Source organism: Vagococcus sp. WN80Y, assembly GCF_059621045.1.
In genome coordinates this window covers 1-17,756 of sequence record NZ_JCAQHY010000158.1, presented here as the reverse complement: position 1 = coordinate 17,756, position 17,756 = coordinate 1, and the positions used below count along the sequence as shown (strand labels likewise).

24 protein-coding genes are annotated in these 17,756 nt (G+C 37.9%); 22 read left to right on the top strand and 2 right to left on the bottom strand.

Going from position 1 to position 17,756, the window contains the following annotated elements:
* The 18 genes from AC5KOD_RS13295 to AC5KOD_RS13210 all read left to right on the top strand — a co-directional run bounded on the left by AC5KOD_RS13295 (position 1) and on the right by AC5KOD_RS13210 (position 14,650).
* Positions 1 to 876: a class II fructose-bisphosphate aldolase gene (locus AC5KOD_RS13295; RefSeq protein WP_496915048.1), complete on the top strand. Its 876-nt coding sequence runs from the start codon at positions 1 to 3 to the stop codon at positions 874 to 876.
* A gap of 424 nt (positions 877 to 1,300) precedes the next feature.
* Positions 1,301 to 2,167, top strand: coding sequence for a MurR/RpiR family transcriptional regulator (locus tag AC5KOD_RS13290; RefSeq protein WP_496915047.1), 867 nt, complete (start codon positions 1,301 to 1,303; stop codon positions 2,165 to 2,167).
* A 278-nt stretch (positions 2,168 to 2,445) separates the two neighbouring features.
* A complete protein-coding gene (locus AC5KOD_RS13285; protein ID WP_496915046.1) occupies positions 2,446 to 3,219 on the top strand; it encodes a PTS sugar transporter subunit IIC in 774 nt (257 codons plus the stop codon).
* Positions 3,209 to 4,072, top strand: coding sequence for a PTS system mannose/fructose/sorbose family transporter subunit IID (locus AC5KOD_RS13280; protein ID WP_496915045.1), 864 nt, complete (start codon positions 3,209 to 3,211; stop codon positions 4,070 to 4,072). Before AC5KOD_RS13285 ends, AC5KOD_RS13280 begins: the two co-directional genes overlap by 11 nt.
* Positions 4,073 to 4,131: 59 nt before the next feature.
* Positions 4,132 to 4,602, top strand: a complete 471-nt coding sequence (locus AC5KOD_RS13275) for a PTS sugar transporter subunit IIB (protein WP_496915044.1) — start codon at positions 4,132 to 4,134, stop codon at positions 4,600 to 4,602.
* 18 nt (positions 4,603 to 4,620) lie between these two features.
* Positions 4,621 to 5,610, top strand: coding sequence for a D-isomer specific 2-hydroxyacid dehydrogenase family protein (locus tag AC5KOD_RS13270; RefSeq protein ID WP_496915043.1), 990 nt, complete (start codon positions 4,621 to 4,623; stop codon positions 5,608 to 5,610).
* Positions 5,607 to 6,008 carry a PTS sugar transporter subunit IIA gene (locus tag AC5KOD_RS13265; protein WP_496915042.1) on the top strand — a complete coding sequence of 134 codons (402 nt, stop codon included), beginning with the start codon at positions 5,607 to 5,609 and terminating at the stop codon, positions 6,006 to 6,008. The genes AC5KOD_RS13270 and AC5KOD_RS13265 overlap by 4 nt, the downstream gene beginning before the upstream one ends.
* Before the next feature lie 23 nt (positions 6,009 to 6,031).
* A complete protein-coding gene (locus AC5KOD_RS13260) occupies positions 6,032 to 6,988 on the top strand; it encodes an NAD(P)-dependent oxidoreductase (RefSeq protein ID WP_496915041.1) in 957 nt (318 codons plus the stop codon).
* Positions 6,989 to 7,014: 26 nt separating this feature from the next.
* Complete coding sequence (gene rpiB / locus AC5KOD_RS13255; RefSeq protein ID WP_496915040.1) at positions 7,015 to 7,464, top strand: ribose 5-phosphate isomerase B; 450 nt, start codon at positions 7,015 to 7,017, stop codon at positions 7,462 to 7,464.
* Positions 7,465 to 7,475: 11 nt separating this feature from the next.
* The gene (locus tag AC5KOD_RS13250; RefSeq protein WP_496915039.1) at positions 7,476 to 8,516 is read left to right on the top strand and encodes a hypothetical protein; all 1,041 of its coding nucleotides are present in this window, start codon (positions 7,476 to 7,478) and stop codon (positions 8,514 to 8,516) included.
* A 49-nt stretch (positions 8,517 to 8,565) separates the two neighbouring features.
* Positions 8,566 to 9,210: a bifunctional 2-keto-4-hydroxyglutarate aldolase/2-keto-3-deoxy-6-phosphogluconate aldolase gene (locus AC5KOD_RS13245; protein WP_496915038.1), complete on the top strand. Its 645-nt coding sequence runs from the start codon at positions 8,566 to 8,568 to the stop codon at positions 9,208 to 9,210.
* A 19-nt stretch (positions 9,211 to 9,229) separates the two neighbouring features.
* On the top strand, positions 9,230 to 9,511 hold the full coding sequence (locus AC5KOD_RS13240; protein ID WP_496915037.1) for a UxaA family hydrolase: 282 nt from the start codon (positions 9,230 to 9,232) through the stop codon (positions 9,509 to 9,511).
* Positions 9,512 to 10,687, top strand: coding sequence for a UxaA family hydrolase (locus AC5KOD_RS13235; RefSeq protein ID WP_496915036.1), 1,176 nt, complete (start codon positions 9,512 to 9,514; stop codon positions 10,685 to 10,687).
* Between the two features lie 139 nt (positions 10,688 to 10,826).
* Positions 10,827 to 11,939 carry an iron-containing alcohol dehydrogenase family protein gene (locus AC5KOD_RS13230; protein ID WP_496915035.1) on the top strand — a complete coding sequence of 371 codons (1,113 nt, stop codon included), beginning with the start codon at positions 10,827 to 10,829 and terminating at the stop codon, positions 11,937 to 11,939.
* Positions 11,940 to 12,172: 233 nt separating this feature from the next.
* Positions 12,173 to 12,865 (top strand): hypothetical protein, encoded by a 693-nt coding sequence (locus AC5KOD_RS13225; protein ID WP_496915034.1) that lies wholly within the window; start codon positions 12,173 to 12,175, stop codon positions 12,863 to 12,865.
* 15 nt (positions 12,866 to 12,880) lie between these two features.
* The gene (locus AC5KOD_RS13220) at positions 12,881 to 13,351 is read left to right on the top strand and encodes a LytTR family DNA-binding domain-containing protein (protein WP_496915033.1); all 471 of its coding nucleotides are present in this window, start codon (positions 12,881 to 12,883) and stop codon (positions 13,349 to 13,351) included.
* A complete protein-coding gene (locus tag AC5KOD_RS13215; RefSeq protein ID WP_496915032.1) occupies positions 13,348 to 13,773 on the top strand; it encodes a DUF6608 family protein in 426 nt (141 codons plus the stop codon). Before AC5KOD_RS13220 ends, AC5KOD_RS13215 begins: the two co-directional genes overlap by 4 nt.
* A 19-nt stretch (positions 13,774 to 13,792) precedes the next feature.
* A complete protein-coding gene (locus AC5KOD_RS13210) occupies positions 13,793 to 14,650 on the top strand; it encodes a S66 family peptidase (RefSeq protein ID WP_496915031.1) in 858 nt (285 codons plus the stop codon).
* Between the two features lie 74 nt (positions 14,651 to 14,724).
* On the opposite strand, the gene AC5KOD_RS13205 is transcribed toward AC5KOD_RS13210, so the two are convergent.
* Positions 14,725 to 14,892 (bottom strand): hypothetical protein, encoded by a 168-nt coding sequence (locus AC5KOD_RS13205; RefSeq protein ID WP_496915030.1) that lies wholly within the window; start codon positions 14,890 to 14,892, stop codon positions 14,725 to 14,727.
* A gap of 45 nt (positions 14,893 to 14,937) precedes the next feature.
* A complete protein-coding gene (locus AC5KOD_RS13200) occupies positions 14,938 to 15,093 on the bottom strand; it encodes a hypothetical protein (RefSeq protein WP_496915029.1) in 156 nt (51 codons plus the stop codon).
* Positions 15,094 to 15,248: 155 nt separating this feature from the next.
* Here AC5KOD_RS13200 and AC5KOD_RS13195 point away from each other — a divergent pair, with 155 nt between their 5' ends.
* The 4 genes from AC5KOD_RS13195 to AC5KOD_RS13180 all read left to right on the top strand — a co-directional run bounded on the left by AC5KOD_RS13195 (position 15,249) and on the right by AC5KOD_RS13180 (position 17,598).
* On the top strand, positions 15,249 to 15,773 hold the full coding sequence (locus tag AC5KOD_RS13195) for a LytTR family DNA-binding domain-containing protein (protein ID WP_496915028.1): 525 nt from the start codon (positions 15,249 to 15,251) through the stop codon (positions 15,771 to 15,773).
* Positions 15,770 to 16,222 (top strand): hypothetical protein, encoded by a 453-nt coding sequence (locus AC5KOD_RS13190; protein WP_496915027.1) that lies wholly within the window; start codon positions 15,770 to 15,772, stop codon positions 16,220 to 16,222. The genes AC5KOD_RS13195 and AC5KOD_RS13190 overlap by 4 nt, the downstream gene beginning before the upstream one ends.
* The gene (locus AC5KOD_RS13185; protein ID WP_496915026.1) at positions 16,206 to 16,457 is read left to right on the top strand and encodes a glycerate kinase; all 252 of its coding nucleotides are present in this window, start codon (positions 16,206 to 16,208) and stop codon (positions 16,455 to 16,457) included. The genes AC5KOD_RS13190 and AC5KOD_RS13185 overlap by 17 nt, the downstream gene beginning before the upstream one ends.
* 259 nt (positions 16,458 to 16,716) lie before the next feature.
* Positions 16,717 to 17,598 (top strand): MerR family transcriptional regulator, encoded by an 882-nt coding sequence (locus tag AC5KOD_RS13180; RefSeq protein WP_496915025.1) that lies wholly within the window; start codon positions 16,717 to 16,719, stop codon positions 17,596 to 17,598.
* The last annotated feature ends 158 nt before the right edge of the window (positions 17,599 to 17,756 follow it).

Genomic DNA, 17,756 nt, shown 5'->3' with positions numbered 1-17,756 from the left:
ATGTTAGTGACACTTAAAGAAATTTTGGCAGTGGCCGAAAAAGAAAACAAGGCCGTGGGGGCGTTTAATGTTCCTAATTATGAAGCACTGAGAGCGGTGATTCATGGAGCTGAGGAGCTACAAGTTCCTGTGATTGTTCAACATGCAGAGGTTCACGAAAACCTGATCTCTCTCAGTGACATTGGGCCGATTATGCTTGAAATGGCTAAAAAGGCGACAGTGCCGGTTGCTGTTCATCTGGATCACGGTGCATCATTTGATAAATGTGTTGAGGCGATTCGTTTAGGCTTTACATCGGTGATGTACGATGCTTCTGATAAACCTTTTGAACAGAATTTGGCAGAGACAGCAGAAATCGTAAAAATTGCTCACGCAGTTGGTGTGTCAGTCGAGGCAGAGTTAGGAAGTATTTATACCTCTGAAATTGGTGGAGGTGAAGGGCGTTCTGACCGGTCGGCAGAAGAATTAAAGCCTGAAAATATGTACACAGATCCCAAACTGGCCAAACAATTTGTCGAAGAAACGGGGATTGATTGCTTGGCAATTGCTTTCGGAACCGTTCACGGCTTATACCTAACTAAACCGCAACTGGATTTGGAGCGAATTACTGAGATTAAAAATGAGAGTGACTTGCCATTTGTAATGCACGGTGGCTCAGGTGTGTCAGCCGAAAATTATCAGATTGCTATCAGCAAAGGGATTCGTAAAATAAATTATTACACATATATGAATAAAGCCGGTGGTCAAGCGATTGCAGACTATCTATCAGAGAAAGAAGCAGGCTCGCCGATTTTCTTTGACGAGCTCTCGTTGATTGCGTATGAGGCGATGAAAACTAATGTTAAAGAGGCACTGATGATATTTAATCATGTATAATGACCACTATTTTAAAGTTTAAGAATTTTACCCTCTTTAATTATTGTGACATTGATTCGTTTATAGGTTTATTTTATTGAAGCATGAGACTCTGTATAAGAGTAAAAAAATTATTTTACAATAAATTCCATTTTATCGAGCCTGTAAAGACGTTATTTTTACAAATAATGTCTTTACAAGCTCTTTTATTTAATTGGGATGTGCTTAAAATGTAAATGATGAAATTTCAAAATTAATGATGTTTTTATATTGGCATAAATAATTTATGGTAGAATAAGGTATTGTTACTGTTTTAAAAAACTGTAATCGAAATTTTAAATTTATAAGTCCAGTTCCTTTTTTAGTAGCTATTTATGAGGTGTGGACTGATTGCTTATCTAAATGACTCATTTAGGTTGATTAATACAAGGAAGGAAGAAGGAATATGAGTTCAAATTATTTAACTTCGTTAATTAGGCAAAAAATAAAACATCAAAGTGAAATTGAAAAAAAGATTTCCGCTTACTTTTTTTCAATTTCTGATACGCTAATTGTTGAAAAAACCATCACAGAATTATCCGAAGAAATAGGGGTTTCCATCACCAGTATTTATTCGTACGTCAAGAAGTTAGGGTTTAAAGGATTTCAAGATTTTAAGATTAAAGTAGCGACTAATTCATTAAATAACAAAAAGTATGATAAATTAACTATTTTATCGGATATAGACTCTGATAGTACGCCTATGAACATCACGAATAAAATAGTGGATTACAATATTGATTTATTACAGGATTTTCATTCGTTTGTTGATGAGCGCAAGTTAAACGAAACGTTGAAATTATTGTATCATGCGAATTCATTTAGTTTTTTTGGACAAGCTGCGTCATCTGTTTTAGCATATGATGCCTATATTAAATTTTTACGATTAGATTATAGTTGTAATTATAATATGGATTATCATGTACAATTAATTAATGCAACAAAATTAGGAGATCAGGATGTGGCCTTTATTTTTTCTCATTCGGGAAAGACTAAAGAAACGATTGAAATTGCAAAAGCCTTACATGCGAATGGAACGAAAATGATTGTCTTCACGGGAAGTCCAACATCTGAATTAGCAGATTTAGGGGATATTGATTATATTCTATCGACTGAGGAAACGACCTTTGGCTTAGAGTTTATTACCTCGAGAGTTCTCTATTCAACGATTGTGGACATTATATTTCTTAGTTTGTTGTATCATGATGAAGAAACAAATAAGATGTCGATTAAAGAAATTAGAAGTATTTTAGATATTTCTAAAAGAGATTAATTGACTATATGCTTTTTTTTAAACCTTTTTTGCGAAAAAAAGGTTTTTATTGAATTCGATTGCAAAAAAAATTTTTTCCGTTATAATGGAATTAACATGGAACGGTTATTAGTGGTAGGTAGAATGTTTATGGCTTTAAATAAGTGTTTCCGTGAATAATTATAAAGAGGGAGGGAAAGTTGAATGTTTTTTTTAAATCCTTGGGTGAGTATTTATAAAAAAATTTTTTTAAAAAGTGGTCGTAAGTAAAATTACTAATGAAAATTGGAGGTAATATTATGTCGATAGTTCAAGCTATTATCATATCTGTTTGGGTTGCTCTTATTCAGGCAAGATTCTTTGGGTATGCCGGATTGAATTTAAGGTTTAGTCCATTGATGACGAGTTTGTTTGTAGGGATTGTGTTAGGTGATATTGTTCAAGGGGTAACGGTTGGGGCTGCTATTCAACTTATTTCAATGGGACAAATTGCACCAGGTGGTCAAATGGCAACTGAGCCAGCCGTTTCTGGTGCTGTAGCAACTGCTGTCGCTATTCTAGGGGATTTAGATCCAGCAGCGGCCGTAGCTATTGCAGTTCCAGTTGGGATTTTAGGGAGTTATTTATATACATTTAAGATTATTGTTAACTCTTTTGTTACTAAATATATTGATAAAGTAGTCAATGATTTAGATGATAAGAAGTTTACATTTGCAATCGGGATTGTGCCAACACTCTTAACTATGTTAACACATGTACCTGTTATGTTTATTGCTCTGTATTTTGGAGCGGATTCAATTGCTAAAGTTGTCACGCAACTACAAGGGACGGTTGTATTCCATATTTTAGATGTTGTAGCAGGTTCATTAGCTGCTGTGGGGATTGTGGTTCTAATTAGAATCATTGGTGAAAAAACAGATTTACTCTTTTTCTTCTTAGCCTTTTTCTTAACGATGATTTTAAAAGATTTAAATGTCACGATGGTTACCTGGGCGATTATTGGCATTATCGTTGCCGGTCTTTATACACTTATTACTTATCAAGCAGAGGAGTTGAGTGGAAATGTCGAATAAAAACAATGTGGAAACAAAAGAAAATACTAGTTTAACAAAGCGTGATCTCAATCAAATTTGGAATAGATGGTGGTGGATGAACGAGATTCCACGTACCTATGAAAGACAAATTGCTCCCGCTATGATGTATGCGCTGACACCTTTATTGAAAAGGCTTTATCCTGAGCCGGATGAATTACGGGAAGCTTATAACCGTCATTTAACCTTTTTTAATACAGATGCTATTTGGGGAGGGAGTACGATTTCTGGTATTACTGCTTCTTTGGAAGAGCAGCGCGCTCAGGAGGTAGCTGAAACTGGTGATGAACAAAATGTGACCTCAGATTTAATTGAAGCGACTAAGGTCGGGTTAATGGGACCGATGGCAGGTATTGGTGATTCGATCAATAACGGCACGTTGCAATACTTGTTGATTGCGATCGCTTTGCCGTGGGCGTCAGAAGGAAATTGGATTGGTGCTGTCTTGCCTTGGTTTTTCTTCTCGGCTATTACATATGGATATGGCCGATTCTTCGTTCACTTTAGTTATAAATGGGGACGGCAGGCAGCAAGAGAGTTAATAGCAGGAGCTCGCGCTAATCGAATTATTAAGGCGTTTACGATATTGGGAATGTTTATGATGGGGGTAACAGCAGCAAAATACGTTAAAGTCCAATCATCTCTCGAATTTACCTTATCTGGTAAAGAGTTTTCTATTCAAGGGATTCTTGATTCAATTTTACCTGGGATTTTACCATTAGCATTAGTGATGTTTTTATATGTCTATTTTGAGAAAAAAGGACTGAACGTTCTTAAAGGAATGTTAATTGTGAGTGTCGCTTTAGGGATATTGGCCGCAATTGGTCTTTTATAATAATATTTAACAATACATTTTTATTGGCAGTTTGCTAACTATAATATGGAGGTAATGACATGGGAGAAATTACATTTGCAAGAGTGGATAGCCGTTTAATTCATGGTCAGATAGTAACAAAATGGGCGAAATCATCGGGAGCTAATAATATTTATATTATTGATAATGTGATTGATCGTGATGATTTCTCGAAAGACATCTATGTGTCGTCGGGGAAACGTTATGGTTTTAAAGTCAAGGTTTATAGTGTTGAAGGAGCTTTGCGTGAATGGGAAGCGAATCAATTTGGGGGAGATAAGGTTTTTATTATTTTTAAAGAGGTTATAACTGCGATTGAGTGTATGAACCAAGGGTTACCTTTACCAACTTTAAATCTAGGTGGTATCCCTAAAAAAGCCGGCAAGGAGTTTTTTATTAAGAATGTGGCTTTGAGTGAAGAGGAACTAAGTGAGTTACGTCAATTAGCTGAAGAAAAGGATATTTCAATCTATGCACAAACCGTTCCAGATGCAGCTCGTAAAAAAATATAAACAAGGAGGTAAACTATTTTGAAGAAAATAGCGGTTGTTAATTCTAAAAGTTTTGGAAGGTATTTTCCTGAACATATTACACAATTAGAATCACTAGGTGGTGTTGATGTTTTAGATATTGATGTCAATTTAGACTCAATTGAAATTGCCAAACAATTGGAACAGTATGAATGTATTATCGCAAGTGTAACACCAGAGTTTGACCGGACATTTTTTGAGCACGCCCCTAATTTGAAAATTATTGCGCGTCACGGTCTGGGCTATAATAGTGTGGATATTGAAGCGGCGACTCAACATGGTGTATATGTGACCAAAGTTGAAGGGATTGTGGAACAGGAAGCCGTTGCGGAACATGCCTTGTCTTTAATGTTATCTTTGGCCAGACATATTCCGCAAGCGGATGCCTCAGTGCGACAAATGCCTTGGTCCAATCGTTCCCAGTTTTGTGGCTTTGAGTTAAAAAACATGAAAATCGGGATCATTGGCTACGGTAATATCGGTTCTCGTGTGGGAGAAATTTTACATAATGGGTTCAAAGCGGAGGTATTAGTTTATGATCCATATAAATCAGCAGACTATATTGCCAGTCATCAAGGGAAAAAGGTGTCATTAGATCAACTTATTACAGAAGCAGACGTGATTTCACTTAATTCTTCAGCAAATAGTGAAAATATAGGAATGCTTTCTTATGATGAATTTAAGAAGATGAAGAATGAGGTATTGATTGTTAATACTGCTAGGGGAATCTTAATTGATGAGGAGGCTTTAGTTGAAGCATTAAAGAATCAGTTAATCCGAGGGTATGCAGCAGATGTCTTTGCGATTGAACCACTTGTTGCAGATAGTCCGTTATTATCTTTTTCAAATGTCCTTGTGACGCCACATATTGGGGCTTACACGTATCCAAGCTTAAAAGGAATGGGCGACAAAGGAGTAGCAGATGTTGAAGCGGTATTAACAAATCAAGTTCCAACTCAAATTGTGAATAAGGGAGTCTTAAAACAATGATCGGTATTCAGATAGTATCTCATGGAGATTTATGCAGTGGTTTGTTGGATTCACTCGAAATGATTATTGGGGATGTGACACAAATAAGTTGTTCCAAGCTCAATGTTGATTCTGATGTTGAAGAGTACAAAGAAACGATGTTAGCTCAAAGTAAAGCGTTAGATAGCGGAGACGGTGTTCTGGTTTTTGCTGATATGTATGGCGCAACGCCTTATAACACGGCGTTATTTAATTCGCGCGAATTTGCAGACACGCATTATAAAGTTATTGCTGGGGTTAATTTACCTATTTTAATTGATGCTACTCTCAATCGTGACACAACGAGTTTAGATGACTTAATTAAAAATTTAAAAGCAAGTGCCAATGAGTCAATTGTGTTTCCAGAAACTGTTAAATAAAAAATTCCCCAGGAGGAAATTTTATGAGTAAAGTCGTTTCTACAACTGTAACCTTTGGAAAGTATACAACTGTTGCTATTGATAAGTTAAAACAAGCTGGTCATGACGTGCTACTTAATTCCACAGGCAGATATTATACGGAACAAGAATTAATTAAATTAGGAACAGAAAATCCTGAAACAGAAGCTTTAATCGTAGGAGGTGATCATATCAATAAGAACGTGATCGCTGCTTTTCCTAACTTAAAAGTTATTGCTATGCATGGTGTTGGTGTCGATAAAATTGACCGTTCTTATGCTAAATCAAGAGACATTGTTGTCACAAATACACCTGGGGCTAACAGCATCGATGTTGCTGAATATGTGGTTGCGTTGATGATTATTTTTAATCGAAAATTAGACATGGGCATGCGTGAAATGAAGGAGGGGATTTGGGCGAAAAAGGTAGGCAAGAGAGTCAGTGGTCAAACGCTTGGGATTGTCGGTGTTGGCAGTATCGGTATGGAATTGGCTAAACGAGCCTCAATATTAGGAATGACCATCTTAGGCTACGATCCCTACCCTAATGAGCGTGCCTTAGATTATGGTCTGACCTATGTGAGTTTAGTTGAGTTATTAGCGGCATCAGATATCGTTGCGCTACATTCTCCTGTTATTGCAGGAACCCCCCCTATTATAAATGAGAATAGCTTAAAACTATTAAAAGAAGAGGCGTTGCTGATTAATGCGGCTCGAGCACCGCTGGTTGATTTAGATGCTGTTGAAAAGGCGATTGAACTAAATCGTTTAGGTGGATTTATTACAGATGTTTATGAAGTAGAGCCACCTAAGCCGAGAAAATTATGGCAGTATGAGAACGTCATTATGACCCCTCATGGAGGCGGCGGAACGATTCAAGCTAATATGAATATGGGGGAAATGGCAACTGATAATGTGATGGATGTCTTGAATGGTGGTCTGGGGATTAATCCAGTTAGATGAAGCAGTATCGAAGGGAATGAGGACGTGTGAAACTTGCTATTGGAAATGACCATGCAGGCTACCAGCTACGTGAAGTTGTAATAAAAGTAGCGGAAGAGTTAGGTTATGAAGTAGTTGATTTTGGTACAACAAATGAAGAGCATACCTTTACTACACCTGTTGCTGAAAAAGTGGCAACCTATGTTGTAGAGAAACAAGTTAAAGGTATTTTAATTTGCGGAAGTGGTGTTGGTATGGCAATTGCAGCCAATAAAGTACCTGGGGTTAGATGTGTTAATTGTTCAGATGTTTTTTCTTGTGAGTCGTCACGAACACATAATAATACAAATGTTTTAGCGTTAGGCTCTCGAGTTGTGGGACCTGGTTTAGCAGAAAAATTAGTTAGAATCTGGTTAACTGCTGAATATGAGGGAGGCAGACGAGACGTACCATATGGTCTAATTACTGAGTTGGAACGTAAATACTTAAAAAGTTGAGGATGATTTCTATGAAGATAACAAAAAGTAAAAAAATTATTGATACCATGGAACGATGTTATGCTTTAGCTAATATAGAAACGTCGATGGGGACTAAGTGTATTGTTGCCAGTGAAGCGGTAGGTGGTGCAACCAATTTATATAGTGGCGATACTATATGTGAGCAAAAAGAAGTTATTTTGGAAGGCGAAGGGGGAACGATGAGCATCGTTCCTCTCTCAAAGGCAACAAGTGAGGTTGTGGAATTTTTAATGTCTCAAAATTATTTTCCGGGGTTTGAAGCAAAGTCATCTGTCATTGTTAAACTTTCTAAAAAGAATGAACAGTGGATACAAGAAGAAGTCCTAGCGATGCCGTATTTGCATCGCTTTGAGTTACTTGAAGTGAAAGATAAGACTTATATTGTCTGCTCGACTTTATGTACTTGGAAAACATCAAGAGAAGACTGGTCTAGTCCAGGTCATGTTTTTATGGGTGTTTATCATCGGGATACCAATGAAGTCACTGATTTCAGATTAGTGTTGTCTAATATTACTCAAAATCACGGTATGTCTAAAATTATTGAAAACGATCAAGAAAGTATACTAATATCAGCCAGAGATGGCATTTATGTGATAAGAGTGGCAGATGGCGACTATTATTATGAAAAAAAATATGCCATTGCCGCCAGTGAAACGATTTTACTTGATATTAATAATGATGGATTAGATGAAGTGATTACGATCGAACCATTTCATGGAGATACAATTGGAATTTATAATCATCAAGGTGAATTACTGCATCACATTAAGAGAAATACCCAATTTTTACATTCATTGTGGGGTGGAAAAGTATTAGATAAACCTATTTTTATTTGCGGTGGTCGTCGCGGTGATTCGGATATATTTGTTTCATATATGAATGATGCAGGAGTGTTTGAAGAATTCATAATTGACTCAGGCAATGGCTCAGCGAATATTATTGTTGAGCAAATAGGCAATCAATTAAACATAATTAGTGCAAATAATTCAATTAATGAAATTGCGATGTACACATTAACTTTTAGCAATTAAAAAATTTTCAAAAGGCACATTGATAAGTTGGTAAGAAAGGGGCTCTAATATGGATAAAATTGAGATTATTCAAAAATTACGACAGGAAAAATTGGTTGCAGTCATCAGAGCAGAGACGAAAGAGCAAGGTCTTAAAATGGTTAAAAGTGTGATTGATGGGGGCATTAAGTTTATCGAGGTGACGTTTACAGTGCCTGGTGCAGATCGCTTAATCGAAGATCTTATAATAACTTATCGAAAGTCAGATGTTATTATTGGCGCAGGGACAATTTTAGATTCGGAAACAGCCCGCATCGCTATTTTGGCAGGAGCACAATTCGTGGTTAGTCCGATATTTAATGAAGAGCTAGTTAAATTAGTTAATCGTTACCGAATTCCTGTGATGACAGGTGCACTTACGCCAGCAGAAGCGGTAAATGCTTTAGAATATGGGGTGGATGTTATTAAATTGTTTCCAGGAGATGCTTTTACACCCAATATTATTAAAAGTTTTAAAGGCCCGTTACCTCAAGGGGTGTATATGCCGACAGGTGGCGTTAATTTAGGAAATGTTTTGACATGGTTAGAAAATGGTGCATTCGCTGTTGGCACAGGTAGTAGTTTAACCGCTGGTGCTGCAACTGGTAATTACGAAGCAGTAACTGAAGAAGCTCAGAAGATTGTGGCTGCAGTGGCGTCGTTTACAGGTAATTAAGTAAAAAGGAGTAATTAATTTGAGTGAGGCAAAAGCATTAGTGATGAATAAAGAAGATAATGTGGTAACGTTATTACAAAATACGCCAGCGAATACGTCTGTGTCCTTGTTGTATCAAGGTGAGCTTTTAGGGTCAGTCGAAACGTTGGAAGAGGTTGATATGTATCATAAGGTCTCCCTTAAAGCAATTGATGAGCAAGAGACGATTAGCAAGTACGGTGAAGTTATTGGATTAACAACTCAAAAAATAAAAGTGGGTGAGCACGTTCACACTCATAATGTAAGGAGTCTCAAAGTTTAAATGACAAAGATAAAAGGTTATAAACGATCAGACGGATTGTACGGTATTCGCAATAAAATAATTATTATGTCTACGGTTGGATGTGCAAATGAAACAGCCAGACGAATTTCGGAAAATGTTCCAGGAACGGTTTTTATTCCTGCGGGAAAAGGATGTGGTCAAATTGGCGATTCTGTTGAAATTACGAAACGAACCTTGACAGGATTTGCTTTAAATCCAAATGTTTTTGGTACGGTTATTGTCGGTTTAGGGTGCGAAACAACTCAGCCTTTTGAACTGAAAGAACGAATTGCCAAGGTTTCTGACAAACCTGTTTTTGCTTTCAGTATTCAAGAAGAAGGGGGGACGCTAAAAACAATTGAACATGTCTCGAAAGTTGTTAGTGATCTTTATGATGAGTCGTTGAAGGAGGAAAAGGTTTATTTTGATCTTTCTCATTTGATGTTAGCTACTAATTGTGGAGGCAGTGATGCCACGAGTGGTCTTGCAGCCAATCCTGCTTTAGGGTATACATCAGACCTTCTTGTTGAAGCAGGTGGAACGTCACTATTAGGTGAAACGACTGAGTTGATTGGGACGGAACATATATTGACCCGTCGAACGAAAGATGAAACAGTTCGCCAAGATGTTTTACAGATCATAGAAGGGTTGGAAAAAGAATTTGCGGATCTGGGCGTGGATATTCGCGGTGCAAATCCATCACCAGGCAACCAAAAAGGAGGATTATCCACTTTAGAAGAGAAATCTTTAGGTGCGATTACTAAAGGCGGAACGAGTGTCATTAATCAGGTGGTTAAGTATGGTGAGATTCCAACTGAAAATGGCTTGGTTATTATGGATACGCCAGGCTATGATATCGAATCTGTAACGGGTATGGCGGCGGCGGGGGCGCAAATTTGTGTGTTTACAACAGGTCGCGGAACACCGATTGGAAATCCTTTGATGCCGATGATAAAAATAACTGGCAACAAGGTGACATATGCTAATATGATTGACAATATTGATTTGGATATGTCTAAAATAGTTGATGGTGAAATGACGATTGAAGCTGGTGGTCAGCTTATCTTAGATGAAATAATAGCTGTTTGTAATGGTAAGAAAACTAAAGCGGAAGAATTTGGTTTCAATGAAATTGCCATCTATCGAAACAATGAAGTCTGGTGTTGTAATCTATAAGAGAATGACTGATGTGAGTGCTAATCAGTTAAAAATATGTTGAAGCTCTCATAAACGACTCACTTGATTTGCGTGAATGGTTTATGGGAGTTTTTTGACTATTCGATTGATCAAACTAAATAGATATGGAGGTCATCCTATGTTGAATGATTTGAAAGTTAAAGTAGGGCCCCAGTTTTACCAGTATCATGTTGGGGCAATAGAGGTTGTACCAATGTTATTAGAGGAATATCAGGCTAAAAAAATAGTAGTCGTTCATGGTGAAGCTTCATGGGTAAAGGCGAAAGATAAACTAGACTTTTTAAAAGATAGCCGTTATGATGTGACGTTACATCAATACACTGGGGAGTGCAGTTATTATGGGGCTGAGTTGTTAGTTCAAGAGGTGCAGAGTGCTCAGGCAGATTTTATCATTGGGGTAGGAGGAGGGAAGTTAGTTGATTTAGTTGGCTATACGGCTCATATATTAAATTGTAATTTCGGTGTGATTCCGACTTTGGCCAGTAATTGTGCACCGTGGACACCATTATCTGTCATGTATACGGAAGCGGGGGAGGCAGAAGGTAAGACAGAACATTATTTAAGGCAAGCCGCTTTCTTTATTACGGACCCTACTTTAATCATTGATTCGCCAGTGTCGTATTTCGTGGCTGGCTTAGCTGACACATTAGCAAAATGGTATGAATCAGATGCAATCCTTAAACAAGATCATTTGAAACGTGAACCTTTTTTACAACTGGCTGAATTTACATCTATTCTGTGTAAAAAAGCAATTATTGAAGAATCTGCCAAAGCGATTCAAGATATGAAAAATCAAAACCTATCCGCTGAATTTATTCGGTTGTCTGAAATAGTGTTTGCAGTAGCTGGAATGGTTGGTGGATTAGGCGACAAATATGCGCGAAATGCAGCGGCTCACGCCATGCATGATGCTATGAGTAAGTATATTCCAGAGAGCCATCAATTCTTACATGGAGAAAAAGTTGCTTATGGGATTTTGTATCAACTGGCATTAGAGAAGCGCTGGTATGAGATAGATAATTTACTACCATTTTACAAGGAATTAGCATTACCGATGTCACTCAAACAAATGGGGATTTATCCAGAGGATGGTGAGCTACTCAACAAGATGATAGCGTTCATTGAGTCGAAGGAAAAGGTGCAGTTGATTCCTATAACGATTACAAGGGAATCATTGCGACAGGCGATAGTTGATTTAGAAGCATACATAGAATTAAAAGGAATTTCCTAATCATCAGACTTGTAGATAACATCTGAATTGAAAAAGAGTTGTTCGGGATTTATTAACATCTAAAGAAGGGTGGCAAAACTAATTTTTAGTTTGCCGCCCTTCTTTAAATGTGCAACTTAACCAGACTGTGATGTAGCTTAAACAAAAGCAGTTGTTTGACCTGTTTTGGCTTGCTATACTGAGGTCAATCAAGTCGATAATGACTAACAGACAGGGAAAGAGGAGATTAAATTATGACAGGATTAACAGTAGAAAACAACCGCCAAAGAAGCCTTAATTGTCTGACGTATGTTCTGATTGCTTTTGGGTTATTGGGAGGCGAATTAGTATTAGTCGCAATTGAACAAGCCATTTATGGGATAGATTTATCAGCATTTACATTAGGTCAGAGACTGGCTCATTGGAGCCTTACCATTGTCCTTTGGTTAGTTGGGAGCGGCTATTGTTTTGTAGCTGCTAAAAAAGAGGAGATTGCGCCCTTACGAGTCACACAGCCTAACTTATCGGTTAAAACATGGTTACTTATTGGTGCGATTGTTATTATTTCAGGTCTACTAAGTAGTTATTTATGGGACTGGCAATTAAAGTCAGTTGTCGAATTTCAAAAAATGATGATAAGACATGGTAGTGGTGGTATCTTAGCATTCGTTTTTCAACAAATGTATTACATCGCTGAGGGACTAGTTATCGTGACGATTATTGCTTTTGGACAAGCATTAGGAGAACAGCTCGTCAAAGGGACTGTTTTTCCTTGGGGAAGTATTGCTTTGGCCTTGACGTGGGGCTTAGGTCATTTGTTGTCTAAAGATATTAGGACGGCTTTGTATTGTGTTGTTTTCAGTCTATTTTGTGGCTTGGTATTTCTACTCGTTAAGAAAGATGCTAAACTTAGTTTAATAGTGATCACGCTGATGTTTATTATTTAATGGTGGAGGGATCAAGTGAAAATTAATCAGTTTCAAGACGAGACACTTGCAGATGAGTATCTGGATATTTATTACCGCGATTATACGGATAAAATTGAGTCAATCATTGACTCTGTTAAGCGGATTGTCGATGAAAAAATTCGTGTTAAAATGACAGAGAGCTATGGCTATATTGCTATTTCTAAGGTGTATTATGTTGAGAGTGTTGATCGAAAATATGTGGCAAATTTAAAGGATGAGAGTCTACAATTGCAAACAGATGTGACGCTCAAGGAATTAGCGGACCGATATCTGGAGATGGGATTTGTGCGTGTGAGTAAGTCGATACTACTAAATATTAATAAGGTTGATAAAGTGATGATGGATTTAAATATGCGGATGTTAGCTCATTTGAAAAATGGTGAAATTATTCAAATTAATCGTAGCTATAAGAAACAATTTAACCAAGTACTAACAGCCTATACAGAAAGGAAAGAAAGTAAATGAAGGCGGTTATGAAGGAAATTGGCGTTGTGATAGCCGTTTCTTACACCATTTTATCCCTTGTTTTCCTAGTGATTGAATGGGTGACAAACGGTGGGCTTGTACCTACTCAACAAAATTTAGTGATGCAATTTGGCTTTACGGTACTGTTCGTGGGGATTCTTTATTTACAACAGTTTTTTGAGTCGCTTTCGCCTTTAGTAGTCGGGCTGATTCAATTAATTGTGGCAGAAGGAATAGTGATGCTAGTGGTTTATTTGTCTTCTTTTTTTACGGAGATTCATCCAAATGGGTATCGTGATTTATTTGTGACCACACTCATTCCTTTTGTCGTGGGGGCGCTGATTTATTACGGCTGTCTTTTCTATCAAGTTAGACAGAATAATCGGTTATTAACACGACTTCAAAGTAAGGAACATGAGTGACGTTAAGAGGAGGAAATCAATGCTTGAAAAAGGCGATAAAATTGCGCTAGTAGTTAATTCAAATGGACTAGCATTAGAGAAGAAAAAGGAAATTGAGGCGTTGCAAGCAGAGCTAATAGAAATGGGCATCCTACCCGTTTGTAGTCGATATATGTATCAAAAAGACACTATTTTTAGTGGCACAGCCGCGGAACGGGGCAAGGAATTGATGCGGTTTTTTCAGGATGACTTGATTGTAGCTATTTTTGATATTTCGGGTGGTGATCTAGCTAATCAAGTACTTCCTCACTTAGATTATGAGTGGCTTAAGGAACATCCGAAACCTTTCTTCGGTTATAGCGATTTAACCACGATTATTAATGCATTGTATCAAAAAACTGGCAATAAAAGTTACCTTTATCAAATAAGGACATTGCTGTGGGATAAAACAGGCGAGCAACGGCGAAGAGTTGAAGAGAGCTTGTTAGGAAATCAATCGACCTTGTTTGACTGTAAGTGGCAGTTTACTCAGGGGAAGGAGCTGAGTGGAGTCGTTATTGGAGGGAATATTCGTTGTTTATTAAAACTAGCTGGAACCCCGTATTTGCCAGATTTTCAAGGGAAACTTCTATTGCTAGAAAGCAACAGTGGTGGTGTCCCCCAACAAACGACTTATCTTAATCAATTGGCACAAATGGGTGTTTTTGAGCAAGTTTCGGGGATTTTACTGGGGACCTTTACCGAGTTGGAGCAGACTTATGGGGGATTAAAAATGAGTCAGTTAGTAGCAGAGGTGAGTAACAAACCAGAACTGCCGATTGCTGTGACATCAGAAATAGGTCATGGCGTGCAATCGAAGTGTGTAATCATTGGTGACATGCTCCATCTTAAAAAATAATGGAATGAAAAGAAGGAAAAAGTCATCGAACTTTTTCCTTCTTTGTGTTAATCATTTTTAAGTAGGCCATGTGCCTACAGTGTGTGGATAAATTGTTGAATTAAGCCATAGATAGCCCACATAATCGGCACATAAAACCATAGTGCGGTCCAATCAGGTCGTCGTTTTTCAGCGAGCTCTCGGGTTAAGCGTTCATTCTCGCGAATTAAATCATGAAATTGTTTCAAATCTTGTTCTGTCATTAGGGGTTCCTCCTCATAGTTAACTGCTTTAGAGTTTAAATATCTTTAAATAAATTGAATAATAATACCGATAACAATGCCAATAGCTGGAATTAATAGCCCGATTGGATTAAAGTGACAGCTTTCTTTTTCGGTAGCTAGATCGCGTTTTAAGCGCAAATTTTCCTCGGTTAGTTGGTGGTATAAGTTAGTTTCTTTCATATTAATTTCCTCCGTTCGTTCTGATACTCTTACTTTAACGTGTTATTAAATGAAAATCAGTTGTTTTGTCATAAGTGGTCGAATTTAGGTTATAAGATGCCTATTACATCTGCGGGATAATGATATAATTTAAAAGAAAGGAAGTGAGGCACTCAATGCGGATTGTCACAACAAATCAGGTGTTAGAAGAACAATTAAAAAAAGAATTAGAAGAATGGTCTGACTTAGATATCGACATGGTAGAATCAGATTCACACGTGACACAGGAATTCGCCTTTCATTTTAAGGAGCAGGCTCTACCACAAATACAAGCCTTTTTTCAAGCTCATGTTCGGCCGATGTCAAGTCCCACTCAATTGATGGGGAAGAAAAAGAATGGTCGGGTAGCAATGATTAAATTGACAGAGCTTTATTTTATTGAGGCAATTGGTCGTGAGGTATTTGCCTATACGAAAGATGAAGGAATTCAATTGAAGCAAAAATTATATGAATTAGAGAGTTTATCTCATGTTTGTCGCATTAATAAGTCAACGATTGTCAATATTTTACAGGTTGACTCGCTACTGTCGTTGCTCAATGGTAAGCTCCTACTGACGTTGAATGATGGTCAAGAACTTGAAGTAAGTCGTAAATATGTCAAAGGTTTTAAACACTATTTGAAAGAAGGGATCGGAGAATGAAACAATTATTGAAGGTTACAGCAGTGATTTGTATTTTGTTAAGTGTCTTTCAAACCTATGTGACGCTAATAGAAACCCCTCAATTAATTGGTCAGCTATTTTTGCCAATGTTCTTTATTGGCTTGCTCTTTTATTATGGTAGCCAATTTGTGTTAGGTAGGTTTCAACAATTACGACGGTACCCAAGGCTGCAACTGATTATTTTATATCTGGCGGGGATAAGCGTGGGAATTCTTATGACGCTGATAAGTCGTGGTTGGACATGGACTAATGTCGGCTTAGCTCTTAGAATCAACTTAGTCGCTTTGCCGTTATTTTTAGTCATTTTAGTTTACTGGCGGCACCAAGATGTTAAGTTAAATCAAGCCTTAGTTAGCCGTCAGATTCAGGTAAAGCAACTGTTGGAGGACGAGCCAGGAGGCGGGAGAAGCAGTGGTACGAGGTATTAGTAAGGACTTACCAGAGGCCGAGTTTGAGTTGTGTCAGGTTTCTGATGGTGGCGAAGGAAGCGTGGAGGCGATCTATGCCAAATGCGGTGGCACATGGCAGACGGTTGAGACGGTAAATTTACTGTTTGAGCCAATTCGTATTCGTTATTTAATTAGTCAAATTGCTGGGGAAGTCAGGGCTAGTGTCATTCAAGAGGCAATTGGGCAAGTCGTTGATTGTGACACTGGGTGGTAGTGGAACGGCAGATGGAGGGATTGGTATCTTGGCGCTAAGCTGTATGATCGTGATAATCACACACTACCAGTGAGAGGTAATCCTCTAGTAGCGGTCGCTCGATTGGACATCAGCTTAGCAGACGCACTAGAAAAAGAAACCACCGAATTAGGCTTAGAGCTAGTGGCACATCAAAGTATGAAGTTACTTATGTATTCGCTAGCTAATAGTTGACGAGCTCCTTGGGGAACGGTGTAGGATAGAGGTGAAAGGTGGTGTGATGATGCAACTGAATGATGTCATGAAACAAACGGATTTGACGAAAAAGGCCATTAACTATTATGAGGAAAAGGGTTTAATTGGGCCTGTTATAAGGGAGAATGGGTATCGGAAATTTAGTGAAGCTGATGTCGCTCAATTAAATAAAATTCGTGTGTATCGTCAATTAGATTTTACAGTCGAGGAAATTAGTCGTTTTTTAGATGGTAGGCAGCTTGATCGTTATCTGAAAGAAAAGCTTTTTGAAAAGGAGCAAGGTCTTGAAATGGAACAGGTAAAACGTGACTTACTGGAAGATTTTAAGTCATATAGCCTAGAAGAGATGGGGCAACGATTAGCTGTTCTGGATAAGAAAAAAGCGATTATAGTTCGGCTAAGTGATTCTTTCCCAGGCTATTTTGGCAGGTACTTAGCGCTTCACTTTTCGGCGTTTCTCACCCATCCAATTGAAACATCTGAGCAGCAACAGGCTTATGAAGACGTGTGCCATTTTTTAGATAATAGTCTGGATTTCGAGCTGACAGAGGAGCTAAGTGAGTTTGTAGAGGAGATGACTCACGATTTAACGACTCCCGTCATAAAAAAAATGACACAGGGAATTAGAGAAGCGGTGCTAGAGCCCCTTGATTTTTTTGAAGAAAATCAAGAATTTATTCAAAATTATCAAACAATGAAGCAACAACCTGCGTATCAGACTAGTTATTTGCCAGAGCTTCAGAAAGCCTTTCAAACATTTGCAGAACAAAGCGGTTATTATGAGCAGTTTATTCCTAGTATGAAAAAACTGAGCCCGAGCTATGCTATATATTGTCAACAAATGGCGGAGGCGAATGAGTGGTTGTTGAAAACTTATCCAGATTTCCTCCCAACAGAAGAGGTGTAATCAAAAGAAGCTGGGACATAAAGTCGTTTTGCTCCGAGCAATCTCGAAAAAACCGAACAATCGGCAATTTCGATTGCTCGGGTTTTGAGAAATTGCCGAGAGAGCAGACTTTTGGAGCGCGTTTGTCACATAATATTCGTAAAATTAGAAGAGGATGA

Coding starts and splice junctions, on each gene's coding strand:
- AC5KOD_RS13295 (WP_496915048.1), top strand. CDS start 1: ATGTTAGTGACACTTAAAGAAATTTTGGCAGTGGCCGAAAAAGAAAAC.
- AC5KOD_RS13290 (WP_496915047.1), top strand. CDS start 1,301: ATGAGTTCAAATTATTTAACTTCGTTAATTAGGCAAAAAATAAAACAT.
- AC5KOD_RS13285 (WP_496915046.1), top strand. CDS start 2,446: ATGTCGATAGTTCAAGCTATTATCATATCTGTTTGGGTTGCTCTTATT.
- AC5KOD_RS13280 (WP_496915045.1), top strand. CDS start 3,209: ATGTCGAATAAAAACAATGTGGAAACAAAAGAAAATACTAGTTTAACA.
- AC5KOD_RS13275 (WP_496915044.1), top strand. CDS start 4,132: ATGGGAGAAATTACATTTGCAAGAGTGGATAGCCGTTTAATTCATGGT.
- AC5KOD_RS13265 (WP_496915042.1), top strand. CDS start 5,607: ATGATCGGTATTCAGATAGTATCTCATGGAGATTTATGCAGTGGTTTG.
- AC5KOD_RS13260 (WP_496915041.1), top strand. CDS start 6,032: ATGAGTAAAGTCGTTTCTACAACTGTAACCTTTGGAAAGTATACAACT.
- AC5KOD_RS13250 (WP_496915039.1), top strand. CDS start 7,476: ATGAAGATAACAAAAAGTAAAAAAATTATTGATACCATGGAACGATGT.
- AC5KOD_RS13245 (WP_496915038.1), top strand. CDS start 8,566: ATGGATAAAATTGAGATTATTCAAAAATTACGACAGGAAAAATTGGTT.
- AC5KOD_RS13235 (WP_496915036.1), top strand. CDS start 9,512: ATGACAAAGATAAAAGGTTATAAACGATCAGACGGATTGTACGGTATT.
- AC5KOD_RS13230 (WP_496915035.1), top strand. CDS start 10,827: ATGTTGAATGATTTGAAAGTTAAAGTAGGGCCCCAGTTTTACCAGTAT.
- AC5KOD_RS13225 (WP_496915034.1), top strand. CDS start 12,173: ATGACAGGATTAACAGTAGAAAACAACCGCCAAAGAAGCCTTAATTGT.
- AC5KOD_RS13215 (WP_496915032.1), top strand. CDS start 13,348: ATGAAGGCGGTTATGAAGGAAATTGGCGTTGTGATAGCCGTTTCTTAC.
- AC5KOD_RS13210 (WP_496915031.1), top strand. CDS start 13,793: ATGCTTGAAAAAGGCGATAAAATTGCGCTAGTAGTTAATTCAAATGGA.
- AC5KOD_RS13205 (WP_496915030.1), bottom strand. CDS start 14,892: ATGACAGAACAAGATTTGAAACAATTTCATGATTTAATTCGCGAGAAT.
- AC5KOD_RS13200 (WP_496915029.1), bottom strand. CDS start 15,093: ATGAAAGAAACTAACTTATACCACCAACTAACCGAGGAAAATTTGCGC.
- AC5KOD_RS13195 (WP_496915028.1), top strand. CDS start 15,249: ATGCGGATTGTCACAACAAATCAGGTGTTAGAAGAACAATTAAAAAAA.
- AC5KOD_RS13190 (WP_496915027.1), top strand. CDS start 15,770: ATGAAACAATTATTGAAGGTTACAGCAGTGATTTGTATTTTGTTAAGT.
- AC5KOD_RS13180 (WP_496915025.1), top strand. CDS start 16,717: ATGATGCAACTGAATGATGTCATGAAACAAACGGATTTGACGAAAAAG.